The organism is Methylobacterium sp. AMS5 (genome assembly GCF_001542815.1).
Lineage (GTDB): Bacteria > Pseudomonadota > Alphaproteobacteria > Rhizobiales > Beijerinckiaceae > Methylobacterium.
Genome location: NZ_CP006992.1, coordinates 2,216,400 through 2,233,264, shown reverse-complemented (window position 1 = coordinate 2,233,264; position 16,865 = coordinate 2,216,400). Strand labels below are relative to the sequence as shown.

18 protein-coding genes are annotated in these 16,865 nt (G+C 66.2%); all 18 read right to left on the bottom strand.

Features of this window, described 5'->3' with window-relative positions:
• Positions 1–144: 144 nt before the first annotated feature.
• The gene (locus Y590_RS10030; RefSeq protein WP_060769715.1) at positions 145–1,548 is read right to left on the bottom strand and encodes an AAA family ATPase; all 1,404 of its coding nucleotides are present in this window, start codon (positions 1,546–1,548) and stop codon (positions 145–147) included.
• A 566-nt stretch (positions 1,549–2,114) separates the two neighbouring features.
• The gene (rpsQ, locus tag Y590_RS10025) at positions 2,115–2,381 is read right to left on the bottom strand and encodes a 30S ribosomal protein S17 (protein WP_060769714.1); all 267 of its coding nucleotides are present in this window, start codon (positions 2,379–2,381) and stop codon (positions 2,115–2,117) included.
• Positions 2,382–2,392: 11 nt separating this feature from the next.
• On the bottom strand, positions 2,393–2,608 hold the full coding sequence (gene rpmC, locus Y590_RS10020) for a 50S ribosomal protein L29 (protein ID WP_003597107.1): 216 nt from the start codon (positions 2,606–2,608) through the stop codon (positions 2,393–2,395).
• Between the two features lie 12 nt (positions 2,609–2,620).
• A complete protein-coding gene (gene rplP, locus Y590_RS10015; RefSeq protein ID WP_003597105.1) occupies positions 2,621–3,034 on the bottom strand; it encodes a 50S ribosomal protein L16 in 414 nt (137 codons plus the stop codon).
• A gap of 33 nt (positions 3,035–3,067) precedes the next feature.
• Complete coding sequence (rpsC, locus tag Y590_RS10010; RefSeq protein WP_003597102.1) at positions 3,068–3,814, bottom strand: 30S ribosomal protein S3; 747 nt, start codon at positions 3,812–3,814, stop codon at positions 3,068–3,070.
• Between the two features lie 11 nt (positions 3,815–3,825).
• Complete coding sequence (gene rplV, locus Y590_RS10005) at positions 3,826–4,209, bottom strand: 50S ribosomal protein L22 (RefSeq protein WP_003597100.1); 384 nt, start codon at positions 4,207–4,209, stop codon at positions 3,826–3,828.
• A gap of 1 nt (position 4,210) precedes the next feature.
• The gene (gene rpsS / locus Y590_RS10000; RefSeq protein ID WP_003597098.1) at positions 4,211–4,489 is read right to left on the bottom strand and encodes a 30S ribosomal protein S19; all 279 of its coding nucleotides are present in this window, start codon (positions 4,487–4,489) and stop codon (positions 4,211–4,213) included.
• Between the two features lie 5 nt (positions 4,490–4,494).
• Entirely contained in the window at positions 4,495–5,331 is an 837-nt protein-coding gene (gene rplB, locus Y590_RS09995) for a 50S ribosomal protein L2 (protein WP_060769713.1), read from the bottom strand.
• 25 nt (positions 5,332–5,356) lie between these two features.
• Positions 5,357–5,653, bottom strand: coding sequence for a 50S ribosomal protein L23 (locus Y590_RS09990; RefSeq protein WP_003597094.1), 297 nt, complete (start codon positions 5,651–5,653; stop codon positions 5,357–5,359).
• Positions 5,650–6,270 carry a 50S ribosomal protein L4 gene (rplD, locus tag Y590_RS09985; RefSeq protein ID WP_003597092.1) on the bottom strand — a complete coding sequence of 207 codons (621 nt, stop codon included), beginning with the start codon at positions 6,268–6,270 and terminating at the stop codon, positions 5,650–5,652. Before rplD ends, Y590_RS09990 begins: the two co-directional genes overlap by 4 nt.
• Positions 6,270–7,010: a 50S ribosomal protein L3 gene (rplC, locus tag Y590_RS09980; protein WP_060769712.1), complete on the bottom strand. Its 741-nt coding sequence runs from the start codon at positions 7,008–7,010 to the stop codon at positions 6,270–6,272. The genes rplD and rplC overlap by 1 nt, the downstream gene beginning before the upstream one ends.
• 50 nt (positions 7,011–7,060) lie before the next feature.
• Positions 7,061–7,369: a 30S ribosomal protein S10 gene (gene rpsJ / locus Y590_RS09975; protein WP_003597088.1), complete on the bottom strand. Its 309-nt coding sequence runs from the start codon at positions 7,367–7,369 to the stop codon at positions 7,061–7,063.
• Between the two features lie 79 nt (positions 7,370–7,448).
• On the bottom strand, positions 7,449–8,639 hold the full coding sequence (gene tuf / locus Y590_RS09970) for an elongation factor Tu (protein ID WP_060769711.1): 1,191 nt from the start codon (positions 8,637–8,639) through the stop codon (positions 7,449–7,451).
• A gap of 53 nt (positions 8,640–8,692) precedes the next feature.
• Complete coding sequence (gene fusA / locus Y590_RS09965) at positions 8,693–10,768, bottom strand: elongation factor G (RefSeq protein WP_060769710.1); 2,076 nt, start codon at positions 10,766–10,768, stop codon at positions 8,693–8,695.
• 63 nt (positions 10,769–10,831) lie between these two features.
• The gene (gene rpsG, locus Y590_RS09960) at positions 10,832–11,302 is read right to left on the bottom strand and encodes a 30S ribosomal protein S7 (RefSeq protein ID WP_004447768.1); all 471 of its coding nucleotides are present in this window, start codon (positions 11,300–11,302) and stop codon (positions 10,832–10,834) included.
• Between the two features lie 106 nt (positions 11,303–11,408).
• Positions 11,409–11,780, bottom strand: a complete 372-nt coding sequence (gene rpsL, locus Y590_RS09955; protein ID WP_004447775.1) for a 30S ribosomal protein S12 — start codon at positions 11,778–11,780, stop codon at positions 11,409–11,411.
• Between the two features lie 388 nt (positions 11,781–12,168).
• Positions 12,169–15,648, bottom strand: a complete 3,480-nt coding sequence (locus tag Y590_RS09950; RefSeq protein WP_060769709.1) for an SbcC/MukB-like Walker B domain-containing protein — start codon at positions 15,646–15,648, stop codon at positions 12,169–12,171.
• A 546-nt stretch (positions 15,649–16,194) separates the two neighbouring features.
• The gene (locus Y590_RS09945; RefSeq protein WP_060769708.1) at positions 16,195–16,422 is read right to left on the bottom strand and encodes a hypothetical protein; all 228 of its coding nucleotides are present in this window, start codon (positions 16,420–16,422) and stop codon (positions 16,195–16,197) included.
• Positions 16,423–16,865 lie beyond the last annotated feature (443 nt).

The following is a 16,865-nucleotide window of genomic DNA, read 5'->3' as shown; positions in this document are numbered from 1 at the left end:
CGGGGCGCCCAGGGGCACCTGGAGCGGGCGGGGCGCGGTGCACCAGCCGGTTGAGCAAGCGCGTCTCACGCCCCGTCCAGCCATCGCAGGAACGGCGCCGACGATGCCGACCCCACCATGCCGCTCGCTGGTCGGTGACTTAACTCAGCGGCCGATCGAGAGATCGTCACCACAACCGTCGAAGGGTGGCGCCTGCTTTCCCGCACGCTCGGGCGCGCCGGACGCCAGGCCAATGATGCGGCGACCGATGCGGTTGCGGCTGCCGACGGCCTCACCGAGGACGGATTGGACCGTCGCGACCGTGATCCGGTTGCCCGCCCCCGCGGCGATGGTGGCTTGCGCGAGACGACGGACCATCTCCTTGATGAACGCAGCGCTCGCTCCCTCCGATCGGGTGACGACGGCATCGATCGCCCTCTCCTCGAAATCGAGGGCCTCTCCATAGAGGCTGACAAGCCGAGCGCGGCAGGCCGCGTCGGGGTTTGCGATCTCGATCGCCTCGTCCACGCGTCCCGGGCGCGAGGCCAGAGCCTCCTCGATCTCCTCGGGACGGTTGGTGGTGAGGATGAACAGGACATCGGCGTCGTCGTGCAAGCCGTCCATCTCGTTGAGCAGACGGTTGAGGAGCACCTCGGTATTCGGGCTGTTCATGCCCTCGCGGGAGCGGCCGACTAGATCGACATCCTCCAGCACGACGATGCTGGGCTGGAGGGTGCGTGCGAGCGACATGTAGCGGCCGAGCATCTTGACCTGCTCGGCGGTGATCAAGATCGCCGTTCGTGTCGGCAGGTTCGAAGCGATGTAGCGGACGATGTGGGTCTTGCCGGTGCCCGGGGGACCGTAGAGGAGGATGCCCTTACGGGTGGATTGGCCGAGCCGCTTCAAATCCTCCCGGTGCCGGTCGAACTCGAAGACGTGCCGGTCGAGGCGCTCCATCGCGTCCGCTCCGAGGATGACCGCCTCATGAGGGATGCGGGGCAACCGGTGAACCTGCATCGGTGCGCGCATGCCGGAACTGTCGCTCGCGGCCTCGAAGGAGAGTACCTTGCCACGGTAGAGCGTTGACCGTGCTCCTGCCGCCTCGATCTCCGAGAGGAAACCGGCTGCGAACTGGAGCGATGCCGGATCCGGCATCGTGGCAATCTCGACCTGCGAAAATCTCGATCGCACCGAATAGTCGATGTAGCGGGAGAGGAGGATCGCGGCTGGGCGGCCCTCCACCTGGAACAGCCAAAGGCCATTGTTCAGAGCCGCGAACGGATCGTCCTCCCCCACATCCATGTCCTGGTACTGGAGCGGCGTAATCGGGATCCGATACTCGCCGCTGCGAACAAGAAGGCCGGAGATCGTGAGAGCGATGTGTTCGTAGAACTGGTGGACCCCGAGCAGCGTCGGCTTATGGGGCACAAGTTGCGCCGCGATCGCGATTTGGGCATCCGGCAAAAGATGGTCGCCGAACTGCCGGCGTGAACTCGTGATGCCGTTGATCTGCTCGGCACCGAAATGGTCGACGAGGGCTTCCCAGGCTTGATCGAAGTTTCGGGACATTCCTGCGCTCCTTCAGGAGCCGCTGCATCTTCGCAGGGCCCTTCATGGAGCTTGTCGATCGAACGGCAAAAACCAGAATGTGAGCAGCTTACAAAAGCACTAGATTTAAACAGTTATCTCTAAAACTACCAAATTGTTGTATATTAGCTGTTATATAGTGCCTCTGCGCAATATTTCAAGATCCCGACCGATCTTTTGATATGCTTTGGATGTGCTCCCTCATCGTTTGCGTGCTTGCCGGCTCACGTTTCGAGGCCTGCGCGCGTCCTTCCACACGGGCAGCACTTGAAAATTCCTGCTCGGCCGAACGCGCAGTAAATGCGCCGGCATCGAGAGCACGGCAGCGCCTCTCGCCCCTGCCACACGTCTACGGCCGACCAATCGGCAGGGCCGACGGATCCGCGCCTCAGCTCACCAAGAACGACAGCCTAGCCAAGCGTGGCATCGTGACCGCCGGGCGGAGGCAGCACGCCGCGGGCATGCAGCTCCCGTTTCCCGCAGACGAACGAAAACGGGCGCGGAGCTCACGCTCCACGCCCGCACCGTCACTCTTATGGAGAAGGCTACTAAGCCGCCGTGCCGGCCGCTTCGGCCGCCGCAGCCTGGTCCTCGACCAGCTTCCAGGTCTTGGTCTTGGAATAGGGACGGGACTCCTCGATGAACACCGTCTGGCCGATCTTGGCCGTATTGGCCTCGTCGTGCGCATGGTAGTTCTTCGAACGGCGAACCGTCTTCTTCATCACCGGATGGGTGAAGCGACGCTCCACCTTCACGACGATGGTCTTATCGGTCTTGTCGCTGACGACGACGCCTTGAAGGACGCGCTTGGGCATGTGGAATCTCCTCAGGCCTTGGCCGCGTCCAGCGTCTTCTGACGCTGCAGCGTGCGGACACGGGCGATGTCGCGGCGGACCTCACGGACCCGGGCGACGTTCTCAAGTTGGCCCGTCGCGCCCTGGAAGCGCAGGTTGAACTGCTCCTTCTTCAGGCTGATGAGCTCGTCGGAAAGCTGATCCGCCGACAGAGCGCGCAGATCAGACAGTCTCTGGTCGGACTTCATGATCTCTTCCTATCAATCAGCGATGCGCTGGATGACGCGGGTGCGCACCGGCAGCTTCGCGGCTCCGAGGCGCAGGGCCTCGCGGGCGATGTCCTCGGCAACGCCATCCACCTCGAACATGATGCGGCCGGGGTGAACCCGGGCCGCCCAGTATTCCGGCGCACCCTTACCGGAGCCCATGCGGACCTCGGTGGGCTTGGCGGTGACGGGCAGATCCGGGAACACCCGGATCCACACCCGGCCCTGACGCTTCATCTCGCGGGTAATCGCGCGGCGGGCCGCCTCGATCTGCCGCGCGGTGATGCGCTCGGGCTCCAGGCACTTGAGGCCGAATTGGCCGAAGTTCAGCTCGAAGCCGCCCTTGGCCGCGCCACTGATGCGACCCTTGAACTGCTTACGAAATTTGGTCTTCTTGGGTTGCAGCATGGCAGCCTCTCAAGATTTCTGCTTGATCGAGCGTCAGGCGTGCGACGGCTCGCGGCGGCCGCGGCCACCCCGGTCATCACCGTCACGCTCGCGGCGCCCGCCGGAACGGCCACCCTCTTCCTGGGCCTTCTTATCCTGCGCCATCGGGTCGTGCTCGAGGATCTCGCCCTTGAACACCCACACCTTGATGCCGCACGTCCCGTAGGTCGTGAAGGCAGTGGCGGTGCCGTAATCGACATCCGCACGAAGCGTATGCAGGGGCACGCGGCCCTCGCGGTACCACTCGGTGCGGGCGATTTCCGCGCCGCCGAGACGGCCGGCGCAGTTGATGCGGATGCCCTCGGCGCCGAGACGCATGGCCGACTGCACGGCGCGCTTCATGGCGCGACGGAAGGCGACACGGCGCTCGAGCTGCTGCGCGATCGACTCGGCCACCAGGGTGGCATCGATCTCGGGCTTACGCACCTCGACGATGTTGATGGTCACGTCGGCCTTGGTCATCGTGCCGACGAGCTTGCGCAGCTTCTCGATGTCCGCGCCCTTCTTGCCGATCACCACGCCCGGACGGCCCGAGTGGATGGTGACGCGGCACTTCCGGTGCGGGCGCTCGATGACGATCTTCGAGACGGCGGCCTGCTTGAGCTGCTTCATGAGGGCGGCGCGGATGGCCACGTCCTCATGCATCAGCTTGGCGTACTCGCCCTTCTCGGCGAACCAGCGGGAATCCCAGGTCCGATTGATGCCGAGACGCAGGCCGATCGGATTGATCTTCTGACCCATCGGTAAACTCCTCAGGCCGCTTCAGCGCGCACTTCGCGAACCACGATCGTGAGGTTCGCAAAGGGCTTCAGGATGCGCGCGCCGCGACCGCGGGCACGGGCGTGGAAGCGCTTGAGCACCAGCGCCTTGCCGACGAAGGCCTGGGAGACGACGAGATCGTCCACGTCGAGATCGTGGTTGTTCTCGGCGTTGGCGATCGCGCTCTCCAGGCACTTCTTCACATCGCGGGCGATGCGCTTGCGGGAGAATTCGAGATCGGCAAGGGCCGTATCGACCTTCTTGCCGCGGATCAACGCCGCCACGAGGTTGAGCTTCTGGGGCGACACGCGGAGCATCCGCGCGACGGCCTTCGCCTCGTTCTCGGGGAGCGCGCGGGGGGTGGCAGGCTTGCCCATCTCAGCGCCTCTTTGCCTTCTTGTCGGCCGCGTGACCGGGGAAGGTGCGGGTCGGCGAGAATTCGCCGAACTTGTGACCGACCATCTCCTCGGTGACGTAGACCGGGATATGCTTGTGTCCGTTGTGCACACCGAAGGTGATGCCCACGAACTGCGGAAGGATCGTGGAGCGACGGCTCCAGATCTTGACGACCTCGTTGCGGCTGCCGCCGCGGGCGGCGTCGGCCTTCTTGAGGAGGTAGCCGTCGACGAACGGCCCTTTCCAGAGGGAACGTGCCATGGCTGTTACTTCTTGCGGTTATGGCGGCTGGACAGGATGAAGGTGTCGGTCCGCTTGTTGGACCGGGTCTTCTTCCCCTTGGTGGGCACGCCCCAGGGCGTGACCGGGTTCCGGCCGCCCGAGGTACGACCCTCGCCGCCGCCGTGCGGGTGGTCCACCGGGTTCATGGCAACGCCGCGAACGTGCGGGCGCTTGCCGAGCCAGCGGTTACGGCCGGCCTTGCCCAGCGAGATGTTCATGTGGTCCGGGTTCGAGACCGCACCCACGGTCGCGAAGCACTGACCGTGCACCAGGCGCTGCTCGCCCGAGTTCAGGCGCAGCGTGACGTAGCCCTGGTCGCGTCCGACGATCTGAGCGTAGTTGCCGGCGGAGCGGGCGATCGCGCCACCCTTGCCGATCTTCAGCTCGACGTTGTGGACGATGGTGCCCACCGGCATGGAGCCGATCGGAGCCGCATTGCCCGGCTTCACGTCGACGCTCTCACCGGCGATCACCTTGTCACCCGGCGACAGGCGCTGGGGGGCGATGATGTAGCTCTGCTTCCCATCGGGGAAGGTGATGAGCGCGATGAACGCCGTCCGGTTCGGATCGTACTCGATCCGCTCCACCGTCGCGGGAACGTTGAGGTTCTCGCGACGCTTGAAGTCGACGTTGCGCAGGACCCGCTTGTGGCCACCGCCGCGGAAGCGGACGGTGATGCGGCCCAGGTTGTTGCGGCCGCCCGAGGAGCTCTTGCCCTCGGTCAGCGCCTTCACCGGCTTGCCCTTGTAGAGCTCACGGCGATCGACGAGCACGAGCTGGCGCAGGCTCGGCGTGACCGGTTTGAATGTCTTCAAGGCCATCGGCTTGATCCTAACGCTTCAAGTCTCAGAGGCCGGTCGTGACGTCGATCGTATCACCCTCGGCGAGGGTCACGATCGCCTTCTTCACGTCCGAACGCTGCCCGCGCTGCCCGCGGAAGAACTTCTTCTTGCCCTTGGTCGTGAGCGTGTTCACGCCCGTGACCTTGACGTCGAACAGACGCTCGACCGCTTCCTTGATCTGCGGCTTGGTGGCCTTCGGGGCAACCCGGAAGACGACCTTGTTCTGCTCGGTGAGGTTCGTCGCCTTCTCCGTGATCACGGGGGAGACGATGATGTCGTAGTGGCGCGGATCGGCACTCATTTGAAACGCTCCTCCAGCGCATCGACGGCGGCGCGCGTCAGCACGAGCGTGTCGCGGCGCAGGATGTCGTAGACGTTGATGCCCTGGACGGGCAGCACATCGATCTTCGGAATGGCGCGGGCGGCGCGGCCGAAGTTCTCGTCCACTTCAGAGCCGCCGATGATCAGCGCGCTCGACAGACCGAGCTTCTCGAAACGCTCGATCATGGCCTTGGTCTTGTGGTTGTCGACCTTGATGTCGTCGACGACGATCAGGGTCGAAGCCTTGGCCTTGGCCGAGAGGGCGTGCTTGAGCGCCAGAGCGCGGACCTTCTTGGGAAGGTCGTGGCTGTGGTCGCGCACCACCGGACCGAAGGCCCGGCCGCCGCCGCGAAACTGAGGAGCGGAGGCAGCGCCGTGACGGGCGTTGCCGGTGCCCTTCTGCTTGTACAGCTTCTTCGAGGTGCGATCGACGTCGGAGCGGTTCTTGACGGCGTGCGTGCCGGCGCGCCGCTTGGCGAGCTGGTAGCGCACCATCCGCTGCAGGATGTCGGCGCGCGGCTCGAGGCCGTAGATCGCCTCGTTGAGCTCGACCGAGCCGGCGGAGCCGCCGTCGAGCGTGGTGATATCGAGTTTCATCACGCGTTCTCCTCGGACGCCGGAGCCTCGGGGGCCGCCTCGACCTGGGACGCGCCGGCAGAGCCGTTCTCACGGAACTTGCCCGGCAGCGGCACATCGGCCGGCAGCTTGCGCTTGACCGAGTCGCGAACCTGGATCCAGCCGCCGGCGACACCGGGGACGGCGCCTTCGACGAGGATCAGGCCGCGCTCCGGATCGGTGCGGACGACCTTGAGGTTCTGCGTGGTCACGCGCTCGACGCCCATGTGACCCGGCATCTTCTTGTTCTTGAAGGTCTTGCCCGGATCCTGACGGCCACCGGTCGAACCGATCGAGCGGTGGGAGATCGACACGCCGTGGGTGGCGCGCAGACCGCCGAAGTTCCAGCGCTTCATGCCGCCGGCGAAACCCTTACCCGTGCTGGTGCCCGTCACGTCGACGAACTGGCCCGGGATGAAGTGGTCGGCCGTGATCTCGGCACCGACCGGGATCAGCGCGTCCTCGGACACGCGGAACTCGGCGAGCTTCTTCTTGGGCTCGACCTTGGCGACCGCGAAGCGGCCGCGCTCGGCCTGCGACACGTTCTTTACCTTGGCCTTGCCGACGCCGACCTGGAGGGCGACGTAGCCATCCTTCTCGGTCGTGCGGTGTGCCACGACTTGGCACTGATCAATCTGGAGCACAGTGACGGGCACATGCTCGCCAGCGTCTGTAAAGACGCGGGTCATGCCGACCTTCCGTGCGATGACGCCTGAGCGCATAGGTCTCTCCCTCGCGCGATGAAACGGTAAGCTCTAAATCCGACGCGGACTTAGAGCTTGATCTCCACGTCCACGCCAGCGGCGAGGTCGAGCTTCATCAGCGCGTCCACGGTCTGCGGCGTCGGGTCGACGATATCGAGCACCCGCTTGTGCGTGCGCATCTCGAACTGCTCGCGCGACTTCTTATCGATGTGCGGCGAACGGTTCACCGTGAACTTCTCGATATGGGTCGGCAGCGGGATCGGGCCCCGGATCTGCGCGCCGGTCCGGCGCGCGGTCGAGACGATTTCCTTGGTGGACGCATCGAGGATGCGATGATCGAACGCCTTAAGGCGAATGCGGATGTTCTGACCGTTCATGACCTGACCTCGGCGGAAACGTTGAGGAGCGGGCGCGAGGGCCCGCCCCTCTTACGTCCCCTGTCGATGATGCTTGCGGTTAGTCGTTGATGGCGGCGACGACGCCGGCACCGACGGTGCGTCCGCCCTCGCGGATGGCGAAGCGCAGCTTCTCTTCCATGGCCACCGGCACGATCAGCACCACGTCCATGGTCACGTTGTCGCCCGGCATCACCATCTCGGTGCCCTCGGGCAGCGTGCACACGCCGGTCACGTCCGTCGTGCGGAAGTAGAACTGCGGGCGGTAGTTGGTGAAGAACGGCGTGTGGCGGCCGCCCTCCTCCTTCGTCAGGATGTAGGCCTCGGCCTTGAACTTCGAGTGCGGCTTCACCGAACCCGGCTTGCACACGACCTGGCCGCGCTCCACGTCCTCGCGCTTCGTGCCGCGCAGCAGCACGCCGACGTTGTCGCCCGCCTGGCCCTGGTCGAGCAGCTTGCGGAACATCTCGACGCCGGTCACCGTCGTCGTCGTCGTCGGACGGATGCCGACGATCTCCACCGATTCGCCGACCTTGACGATGCCGCGCTCGACGCGACCTGTCACCACCGTGCCGCGGCCCGAGATCGAGAACACGTCCTCGATCGGCATCAGGAACGGCATGTCGATCGGACGCTCCGGCTGCGGGATGTATTCGTCGACCGTCGCCATCAGCGCCAGGACGGCTTCCTTGCCGATCTTGGGCTCCTTGTCCTCGAGCGCCATCAGGGCCGAGCCCTTGGTGATCGGGATGTCGTCGCCGGGGAAGTCGTACTTGGAGAGCAGCTCGCGCACCTCCAGCTCGACCAGCTCCAGGAGTTCCTCGTCATCCACCATGTCGACCTTGTTGAGGAACACCACCAGCGCCGGCACGCCGACCTGGCGGGCGAGCAGGATGTGCTCGCGGGTCTGCGGCATCGGGCCGTCGGCGGCCGAGACGACCAGGATCGCGCCGTCCATCTGGGCGGCACCGGTGATCATGTTCTTCACGTAGTCGGCGTGGCCGGGGCAGTCGACGTGCGCGTAGTGACGGTTCTTCGTCTCGTACTCGACGTGGGCGGTCGAGATCGTGATGCCGCGCGCCTTCTCTTCCGGCGCCTTGTCGATCTGGTCGTAGGCCGTGAAGGTCGCCCCGCCCGACTCCGCCAGAACCTTCGTGATCGCCGCCGTCAGCGACGTCTTGCCGTGATCCACGTGCCCGATCGTGCCGATGTTGCAGTGCGGCTTGGTACGGGAGAACTTTTCCTTACCCATCAGGGCCTCCTAATCGTCAGTGTCGTTGTTCGGGGAAGTTTGACGCGTTCGCGTCAGGCGTACTTGGCAATGACCTTGTCGGCCTCGCCGCGCGGCACTTCCTCGTAATGGTCGAACTGCATCGTGAAGTTGGCGCGTCCCTGAGAGAAGGAGCGCAACTGGTTCACGTAGCCGAACATGTTGGCCAGCGGCACCATCGCGTTGATGACGTTGGCGTTGCCGCGCATGTCCTGGCCCTGGATCTGGCCACGGCGGGAGTTGAGGTCGCCGATGACCGAGCCGGTATACTCTTCCGGCGAAACCACTTCGACCTTCATCACCGGCTCGAGCAGAACCGATCCGCCCTTCTGCAGCGCCTCGCGGAAGGCGGCGCGGGAGGCGATCTCGAAGGCGAGCGCCGAGGAGTCGACGTCGTGGTAGGCGCCGTCGATCAGCTCGACCTTGACGTCGACCACGGGGAAGCCGGCGAGCACGCCCGCGCCGAGGACCGAGTTGAGGCCCTTCTCGACGCCGGGGATGTATTCCTTGGGCACCGCACCGCCGACGATCTTCGACTCGAACGCGAAGCCGGCGCCCGGCTCGTTCGGCTCGACCACGAACTTCACCCGGGCGAACTGACCGGTACCACCGGTCTGCTTCTTGTGGGTGTAGTCGATCTCCTGACGGCGGGTCAGCTTCTCGCGGTACGCCACCTGCGGCTGACCGATATTCGCGTCGACCTTATAGGTACGGCGCAGGATATCGACCTTGATGTCGAGGTGGAGCTCGCCCATCCCGCGAAGGATGGTCTGGCCGGATTCCTGGTCGGTCGAGACCCGGAAGGACGGATCCTCGGCGGCGAGCTTCGAGAGCGCGATACCGAGCTTCTCCTGATCGGCCTTCGACTTCGGCTCGACGGCGATCTCGATGACGGGCTCGGGGAACTCCATCTTCTCGAGGATCACCGCGTCCTTCGGATCGCACAGCGTGTCGCCGGTGCGGGTGTCCTTGAGACCGGCCAGGGCGACGATGTCGCCGGCGAAGGCTTCCTTGACGTCCTCACGGTTGTTGGCGTGCATCAGGAGCATGCGGCCGACGCGCTCCTTCTTGTCGCGCGAGGAGTTGATCACGTTGGCGCCCGACTCGACCTTGCCGGAATAGACCCGGCAGAAGGTGATCGTACCGACGTGGGGATCGTCCATGATCTTGAAGGCGAGCATGGAGAAGGGATCGCTGTCGGTCGGGTGGCGAACCACCTCTTCCTCGGTCTTGAAGTCGAGGCCCTTGATCTCGCCGCGGTCGGCGGGAGACGGCAGGTAATCGACGACCGCATCGAGGAGCGGCTGGACGCCCTTGTTCTTGAAGGCCGAGCCGCACAGCACCGGATGGAAGGCACGGAGCTGCACCGCCTTGCGCACGAGCTTGCGCAGGGTCTCCTCGTCCGGCTCCACGCCGTCGAGGTAGGCGGTCATCGCGTCGTCGTCGAGCTCGACGCAGGCCTCGATCATCTTGGTGCGGTACTCGACGGCCTGATCGGCGAGATCGGCCGGAATCTCTTCCTCGGTGAAGTTGGCGCCGAGCGCCTCACCCGACCAAACGATCGCCTTCATCTTGATGAGGTCGATCACGCCCTTGAAGCTGGACTCGGCACCGATCGGCAGCTGCAGGCAGACCGGCTTGCCGGCGACGCGGCCGATGATGTCGGCGACGCACTTGAAGAAGTCGGCGCCGATCTTGTCCATCTTGTTGACGAACACGACGCGCGGCACGTCGTACTTGTCGGCCTGACGCCACACGGTCTCGGTCTGGGGCTCGACGCCCTGGTTGCCGTCGAGCACGCAGACGGCGCCGTCGAGCACGCGGAGCGAGCGCTCCACCTCGATGGTGAAGTCGACGTGGCCGGGGGTGTCGATGATGTTCAGGCGCTTGTCGCGCCAGAAGCAGGTGGTCGCAGCCGAGGTGATCGTGATGCCACGCTCCTGCTCCTGCTCCATCCAGTCCATCGTCGCGGCGCCCTCGTGGACTTCGCCGATCTTATGGGACTTGCCGGTGTAGTAGAGGATCCGCTCGGTCGTCGTGGTCTTGCCGGCATCGATGTGAGCCATGATGCCGAAGTTGCGGTAGTCCTCGATCGCATGCGTGCGGGGCATCGGGGTCTCTCCGGGAGAAAGCGGGCTTGGAGCGCGGCCCGGTGGCCGCGCTCGACAGGCGAATTACCAGCGGTAGTGCGAGAAGGCGCGGTTGGCCTCGGCCATCCGGTGGGTGTCTTCACGCTTCTTGACCGCGTTGCCGCGGTTGTTGGCGGCGTCGAGCAGCTCGGCGGAGAGACGCTCGATCATGGTCCGGTCGTTGCGGCCGCGGGCGGCCTGGATCAGCCAGCGGATCGCGAGAGCCTGTCGGCGCTCGGTGCGGACTTCGACCGGAACCTGGTAGGTCGCGCCGCCGACGCGGCGGGAGCGGACCTCGATCGCCGGGGCGACGTTGTCGAGCGCGGCGCGGAACACCTCGATCGGGTTGGCGCGGGCGCGGTTCTCGACGATGTCGAACGCGCCGTAGACGATCCGTTCGGCGGTCGACTTCTTGCCCTCGTACATGATGGAATTCATGAACTTGGTCAGAACGACGTCGCCGTACTTGGCGTCCGGGATGATCTCGCGCTTCTCGGCAGAGTGACGACGGGACATCTGTTTGCTCTCAGATTAATCGACTTAAGCGCCTCGCGCAGGCCGCCTTGAGCGTAAACGCCGGCGACATCCTTGCGAGGCCGTGGAAATGGCCGTCCGGAGATTCTTACTTCGGACGCTTTGCACCGTACTTCGAACGGCGCTGCTTGCGGTTCTTGACGCCCTGCGTGTCGAGCACGCCGCGCAGGATGTGGTAGCGCACACCCGGAAGGTCCTTCACGCGGCCGCCGCGGATCATGACCACGGAGTGCTCCTGAAGGTTGTGCCCCTCACCGGGGATGTAACCGATCACCTCGAAGCCGTTGGTCAGGCGCACCTTGGCGACCTTACGAAGCGCCGAGTTCGGCTTCTTCGGGGTCGTGGTGTAGACGCGCGTGCAGACGCCGCGCTTCTGCGGGCAGGCGTTGAGCGCCGGCACCTTGTTGCGCGCCTTCTGCGCCTTGCGCGGCTGGGCGATCAGTTGGTTGATCGTCGGCATCCTGTGCCCTCTTCATCCGGCCGCGCAGGGCGGCCACCGTCTGAAACCTGTCGAAGCCCCTTGCGGAGCGGCCGGGCCCCGGGCGAACCCGCGGCAAAACGAATAGCGCCAGAGGCCGATCAAGGCCTTTGACGATGGTGAGGCAGAGGATCACGCCGTGAACGACGCGTTCTTACCCGCTGATCTGACGAATACGTCAGGGTGTGATGCCGGTATCGGTCTGACGACGGTCGCCGAAGCCCCTGGCCTCGACCCGAAAGCGACTCTCGATCCACCGGAGTGGCGCGCTTCTACGCGGGGTGGCCGGGCCCGTCAATGCCCGGAGAGGATAAAGTTCGATGAACGGGCGTCCGATCGGCCGTCCGGACGGTGATCGGCGGCTCGGCTGTTATTCGGCGGCGCTGGGCAGGCGGAACGCGTCGATTCCGCGCCGATCCGGGTTGATTTCGGCCAGCGCCCGCTTGGCGGTTTCCAACGGATGTTCGGCCTCGATTCGGACCGAGCCGAGATCCGGGCTCTTGTACACGGTGACGACCGTATCCATCACTTCCGTCAGCGTCGTGCGCTTGTCCTCGGGCGCTGCGATGAGGAGCTGCAGGCCCCAGGCGCGGAAGAGATCGACCAGCGACTGACTGTTGCGGACGTCGAGTTTCGAGAAGGCTTCATCGAGAAGGCAGAGGCCTAGGCCCGGCGTCTCGTCGCCGGGGCGGTCGCCGGGATAGTAGGCGGAGGCCATGGAGGCGGCGATCGCGACGTAGAACGGCGCCTGCGCCTCGCCGCCCGACCCGCGCAGCGCCCGGCTCGACAGGGTGGTGCGGTTGCCCGCCCGGTCGCGCATGCCGATCTCGTAGACGAAGTAGTTGCGGTAATCGGCCAGCCGCGCCGCGTTCTCCTCGCCCTCGATCAGCGCCGTGATCTCGGCGAGTGCGGCCGCGAGCGGGCTGTTATCCGGTCCGCCATCCGTCCCATTGTCGGGGCTCGGCAGCACCGCCTGCGCCGCGTCGGGCGAGCGCGCGACTTCGGTGGCGAGCGCGTGGACGGCGGCGTAGCGGCGGTCCACCTCCGCCTCGAAGGCGTAGGTCTGGCCGGTGAAGGTCTGCGACGCCAGCCGCTCGTTGAGGGCGTCGAGCCGGGCCCGCATCCGCTCGAACTTGTCGGCGAGCCGGGTCAGCAGATCCTCGGTCATCAGGCGGCGCATCTCGGCCTCCGCCCGGAGCGACTGGTCGCGGTAGCGGCGCAGTTCGTGCCCCGCCACCTCGTCGCGCTCGCGGGTCGCCCAGGCATAGCCGAACGAGGCCGGCTGCTCGCCCGAACCGAGCGGGTTCTCGACGCGCCACGCGGCGCAGTACTCGGCAAGATCCCGCTCGGCGGCGCGGCCCTGGTTGCGCACGCTGTCGGCGGCCTCGCGGGCGGAGGCCCGGGCCTGCGAGGCCAGCGACGCCAGCGCCTTGGTGTCGAGCGCGGCGCGGTCCGCCCGTGCCGCGGCGATCCCGGCCACCGTGTCCGGTACGTCGGCGGGAACGGTGCCGGTGAGGCGGATGCGGACGGTGTCGCCGGAGGTCCAGCGCTTGAGCGCCGTGCGGTAGGCCAGGAACGCGGCGCGCGCCGCCTCCCTCCCTTGCGCGACACGGGCCTTCAGTCCGGCCTCCTCCGCGAGTGCGGCGTCGCGTTTGGGCTCCAGCACCTGCACGAGTTCGGTGAGATAGGCCGAGCGCTCCTTCTGAAGCTCCTTCAGCTCCGCCTCGATCACGCCGGCATCGGCGCGGGCGACGGTCTCCTGCTCGGTGGAGAGGCTGCGGCGGCGGCCCTCGATGGCGTCGGCCTCGGCGCGCAGAGCCTCGAGATCGATCGGCGCTTCCGCCAGTCGGCTCCGCAGCAGCGCGGCGATCCGGGCGGCCTCGCGCATCACCGTGGCCTCGGCCCGCAGGGTCCGCGCCTCCTCGCGCGCCTCGTCGAGGCGGCGGCGGGTCTCGGCGGTGGGCCCGCGCTGGCCGCGGGTCATCATCAGCGGCACGGGGCGCACGACCGAATAGGCCATGCCCGAAGTCGAGCGCCCGCTCGGCGCCACGGCGCGGCTCATGTTCCGGAGCGCCGCATCGTCGGGCGCGAGATCGTAGCCGCCGAGCCGCGCGGCGAGGAAGGCCTCGGCGTGGTCGCTGTCGGTCTCGATCAGGCCCATCGGCCCGTCATCGAAGCGCCGCGCGGCGCGCCGCGCCGTATCAGTGGTCTTTACCAGGAGACAGCGGAAGAACTGGTTTTTTCGGGACTCGAGCAGGGCGAAGGCGCGGTCCAGCCGGTCGGGCTCGACCACCAGGGCCTCGCGGGCGCGGCCGAGCAGGCCTTCGAGGGCCGGGCCCCATTTCGGATCGACGATCTCGGCGAGTTCGCAGATCGGCGCCGCCTCGATGCCGAGCCGGCCCAACTCCTCGCGGAACGCCTCCGTGTCGGAGGACAGGCGTGCCGCCGAGGAACGGCCGGCATTCACCTGCCCATCGAGGCCGCGAACCTCGTTCTCGCGCTCGCGGGCCTTGAGGGCGAGGTCTTCCGCCTCCTCTTCCAGGGTGCCAGACACGTCCGGCATCTGCGCGAGGCCGTCCAGCAGCCCCTTCAACGGCCCGTCGACCCGTAAAATGTCCTCCGGCGGCGCCTCGCGGCGGAGCCCCGAGCGGGCGCAGGCCTCGACGATGCGCGCTGCCTGAAGATCGATCCGGCGCAGGGGGCCGGCAAGGGCACTGAGGCGGCCGGCATCCTGCACGAGGCCGACGATCCCGGCGAGGCGGTTGGTCAGGTCGCGCCGGTCGCGGGAGACCATGGCGAGACCGGCATGAGAGGCCGCGAGCCGCGCCTCCGCGACGCTACCGACGATCAGCGCCTTGCGGGCGGCGATCTCGCTGTCGATCTCGCGCACGAAGCCCTGGCTCGTCGCCACGCTCTCGCGGGCGATGCGCAGGCGCTCCGATGTCTCGGCGAGCAGGCGGCGGGCCTCCGCATGGTCGAGGATGCGGCGACGCAGATCGGCGCCGGCGGCGCGCATCTCGTCGAGGGCGGCGGTGAGGCTCGCCCGTGCCCAACCCTCGTAGCGCGCACAGATGCGCGAGAGGTGGGCGAGGCGCTTCTCCAACTCCTCGATGGTCTCCAGCAGGCGCCGCCACGTCTCGATCGACTGACGGATGCGGGCGACATCGAGCGGCTCGGCCTCCAGCACGAAGCTGCGCACGAAGGCGCTGGTGTCGAAGATCGGCTTGAACGCCACCGCGTTGGAGAAGGTGCGCAGGAACTGGCGCGGATCGGGCACGGCCGCCCCCTCGCGCAGGGTCGCCAGCACGGCGGCGGTGAAGCGCTCGCCGGAGGTGCGGAACTCCTCGAACGTGTCGGCCCGGCGGCGGAGGTCGGTGGCGATCTCGGCCCAGGGCGCGACGAAGCTGCCCTCGCTCGTCTCGCGCACGTAATCGGCGATTTCGAAACGGTGGCCGACGGCGATGAAGCGCGAAAGCGTCTCCTCCTTCGGCTCCTCGGAACGGGCGGCGAGCGCCAGCCCGACCGTGACGATGCGGCCGCTCGCGGGATTCTCGAACACGAGCGCGATGAGGGTCTCGCAGGCCTCGCGCGTCGGGCGCCCGCCCTCGGCCGGGTCGCTGATCCAACCGAGGCAGTAGTCGCGCACCGTCCGTGCGCTGCGGCCCGAGGCGGAGGCGTTGAGCGCGAGCCGGCTCGCATTGTTGCCGGCCAGCACCGTGCCGACCGCATCGAAGATCGTCGACTTGCCCGCGCCCGTGGGACCGACGAGCGCGGCCGCGCCCCGAATCCGGATCTGCTCGCGCCGGATGAGGTACCAATTCGAGATCGCAATGTCGGTGAGGCGGTACACCGGCCCGGCCGCTTATCCCGAGGTTGAACGAGAGACAGCGCAATGGACGCTACGCCTCCCGCACGCAAGGGCGGGATCGCGGCAGGCGACGAGCGGCGCTCGATCGTCACAATCTGAGGGTGCTTCAGCCCCGGACCACGACCGGTCCGGGCGGCCGCCGGCATCGATACAGCAATCACCGACCCGTGATTTGACGGGGCCGTATCGATCCGAGACCAGGGCCATTCGGCGAAGCGTCCGGGCACCACTCGCGGAACAACTGGCACAGATCTTCTGCAACGGCAGGTTTATGAAACCGGTTCGATTACTGCCATTCCACGCCCCCTGCGTATTTTGACACATGCGAGAACCGCCGATTTTGACGCAAACCCAATACGATCCATGCCATACGACAAGATGCGCCCCCGACCGCCCAGCACTTCGATCACTGAAATGCCCGCCGACCGTACACGCCTGACTTACGGTGTTCTGTTTATTGTCGCCTCGATTGTTCTATGGGGAACGGCATCGTGGGTTGCAGGCAGTATCATCTGGGTCTGACGCCGATCAGAGGTCTTTCCTGCAAGCGATATAGCCTCCCAAAACATAACCGCCCTGCAGCGCGCAGAGGGAGGCGGCGATCATCAACAGGTCGGCCAGCACCAGCTGGCCGTTGTGGAAGTGATAAATGATCCGCACGACGATGATAAAGAAGCTCGCAACGGCAAGCATCCCCCAGTGATAAAACAAGCCGATCAATAGTCCGACAATAACGAGAAGCGGGATCGCTAGCACGGGATCATGACCCTATCCTGCCGGATCGGCACCTGAGAGCCGTTTTGACGAAATCTTTCCTTAGGTTACCGCCGCGAACGCATGCGCGCAAAGGGTCACTTGGCTTAAAACTAGGCGGATTTTGCGGGTTCCCGTTTATCGAACGGCATCGTTAACGAACCGGTCACCCTAAGGTCGCGCGTCCGGCCGGGAAGGCATCGTGTTGGTGCCGCTGCGTATCGATCCGCAGATCCGCGTATCCGGCCGTCGCCGAAACGGTACGGCTCCCGGACGATCCAGGCAGCACCCGTGCCATTCATTCTGGGCGGCGCCTGAGCGAAGCCCAAATCCGCCATTCCGGATGGATCAGACGGATTTGGGAAGGAAGGGGTCCCGAGGCACCTCTCGGCGCCCCCGCTTTCGCCGACGGCGATACCGCTCACCTCAGACTGACCGTCTATTTG

What these genes read in the sequence shown, in the direction of transcription:
- Y590_RS10030 (WP_060769715.1), bottom strand. Translation starts at nt 1,548, where the DNA reads ATGTCCCGAAACTTCGATCAAGCCTGGGAAGCCCTCGTCGACCATTTC.
- rpsQ (WP_060769714.1), bottom strand. Translation starts at nt 2,381, where the DNA reads ATGCCCAAGCGCGTCCTTCAAGGCGTCGTCGTCAGCGACAAGACCGAT.
- rpmC (WP_003597107.1), bottom strand. Translation starts at nt 2,608, where the DNA reads ATGAAGTCCGACCAGAGACTGTCTGATCTGCGCGCTCTGTCGGCGGAT.
- rplP (WP_003597105.1), bottom strand. Translation starts at nt 3,034, where the DNA reads ATGCTGCAACCCAAGAAGACCAAATTTCGTAAGCAGTTCAAGGGTCGC.
- rpsC (WP_003597102.1), bottom strand. Translation starts at nt 3,814, where the DNA reads ATGGGTCAGAAGATCAATCCGATCGGCCTGCGTCTCGGCATCAATCGG.
- rplV (WP_003597100.1), bottom strand. Translation starts at nt 4,209, where the DNA reads ATGGGCAAGCCTGCCACCCCCCGCGCGCTCCCCGAGAACGAGGCGAAG.
- rpsS (WP_003597098.1), bottom strand. Translation starts at nt 4,489, where the DNA reads ATGGCACGTTCCCTCTGGAAAGGGCCGTTCGTCGACGGCTACCTCCTC.
- rplB (WP_060769713.1), bottom strand. Translation starts at nt 5,331, where the DNA reads ATGGCCTTGAAGACATTCAAACCGGTCACGCCGAGCCTGCGCCAGCTC.
- Y590_RS09990 (WP_003597094.1), bottom strand. Translation starts at nt 5,653, where the DNA reads ATGAGTGCCGATCCGCGCCACTACGACATCATCGTCTCCCCCGTGATC.
- rplD (WP_003597092.1), bottom strand. Translation starts at nt 6,270, where the DNA reads ATGAAACTCGATATCACCACGCTCGACGGCGGCTCCGCCGGCTCGGTC.
- rplC (WP_060769712.1), bottom strand. Translation starts at nt 7,010, where the DNA reads ATGCGCTCAGGCGTCATCGCACGGAAGGTCGGCATGACCCGCGTCTTT.
- rpsJ (WP_003597088.1), bottom strand. Translation starts at nt 7,369, where the DNA reads ATGAACGGTCAGAACATCCGCATTCGCCTTAAGGCGTTCGATCATCGC.
- tuf (WP_060769711.1), bottom strand. Translation starts at nt 8,639, where the DNA reads ATGGGTAAGGAAAAGTTCTCCCGTACCAAGCCGCACTGCAACATCGGC.
- fusA (WP_060769710.1), bottom strand. Translation starts at nt 10,768, where the DNA reads ATGCCCCGCACGCATGCGATCGAGGACTACCGCAACTTCGGCATCATG.
- rpsG (WP_004447768.1), bottom strand. Translation starts at nt 11,302, where the DNA reads ATGTCCCGTCGTCACTCTGCCGAGAAGCGCGAGATCATCCCGGACGCC.
- rpsL (WP_004447775.1), bottom strand. Translation starts at nt 11,780, where the DNA reads ATGCCGACGATCAACCAACTGATCGCCCAGCCGCGCAAGGCGCAGAAG.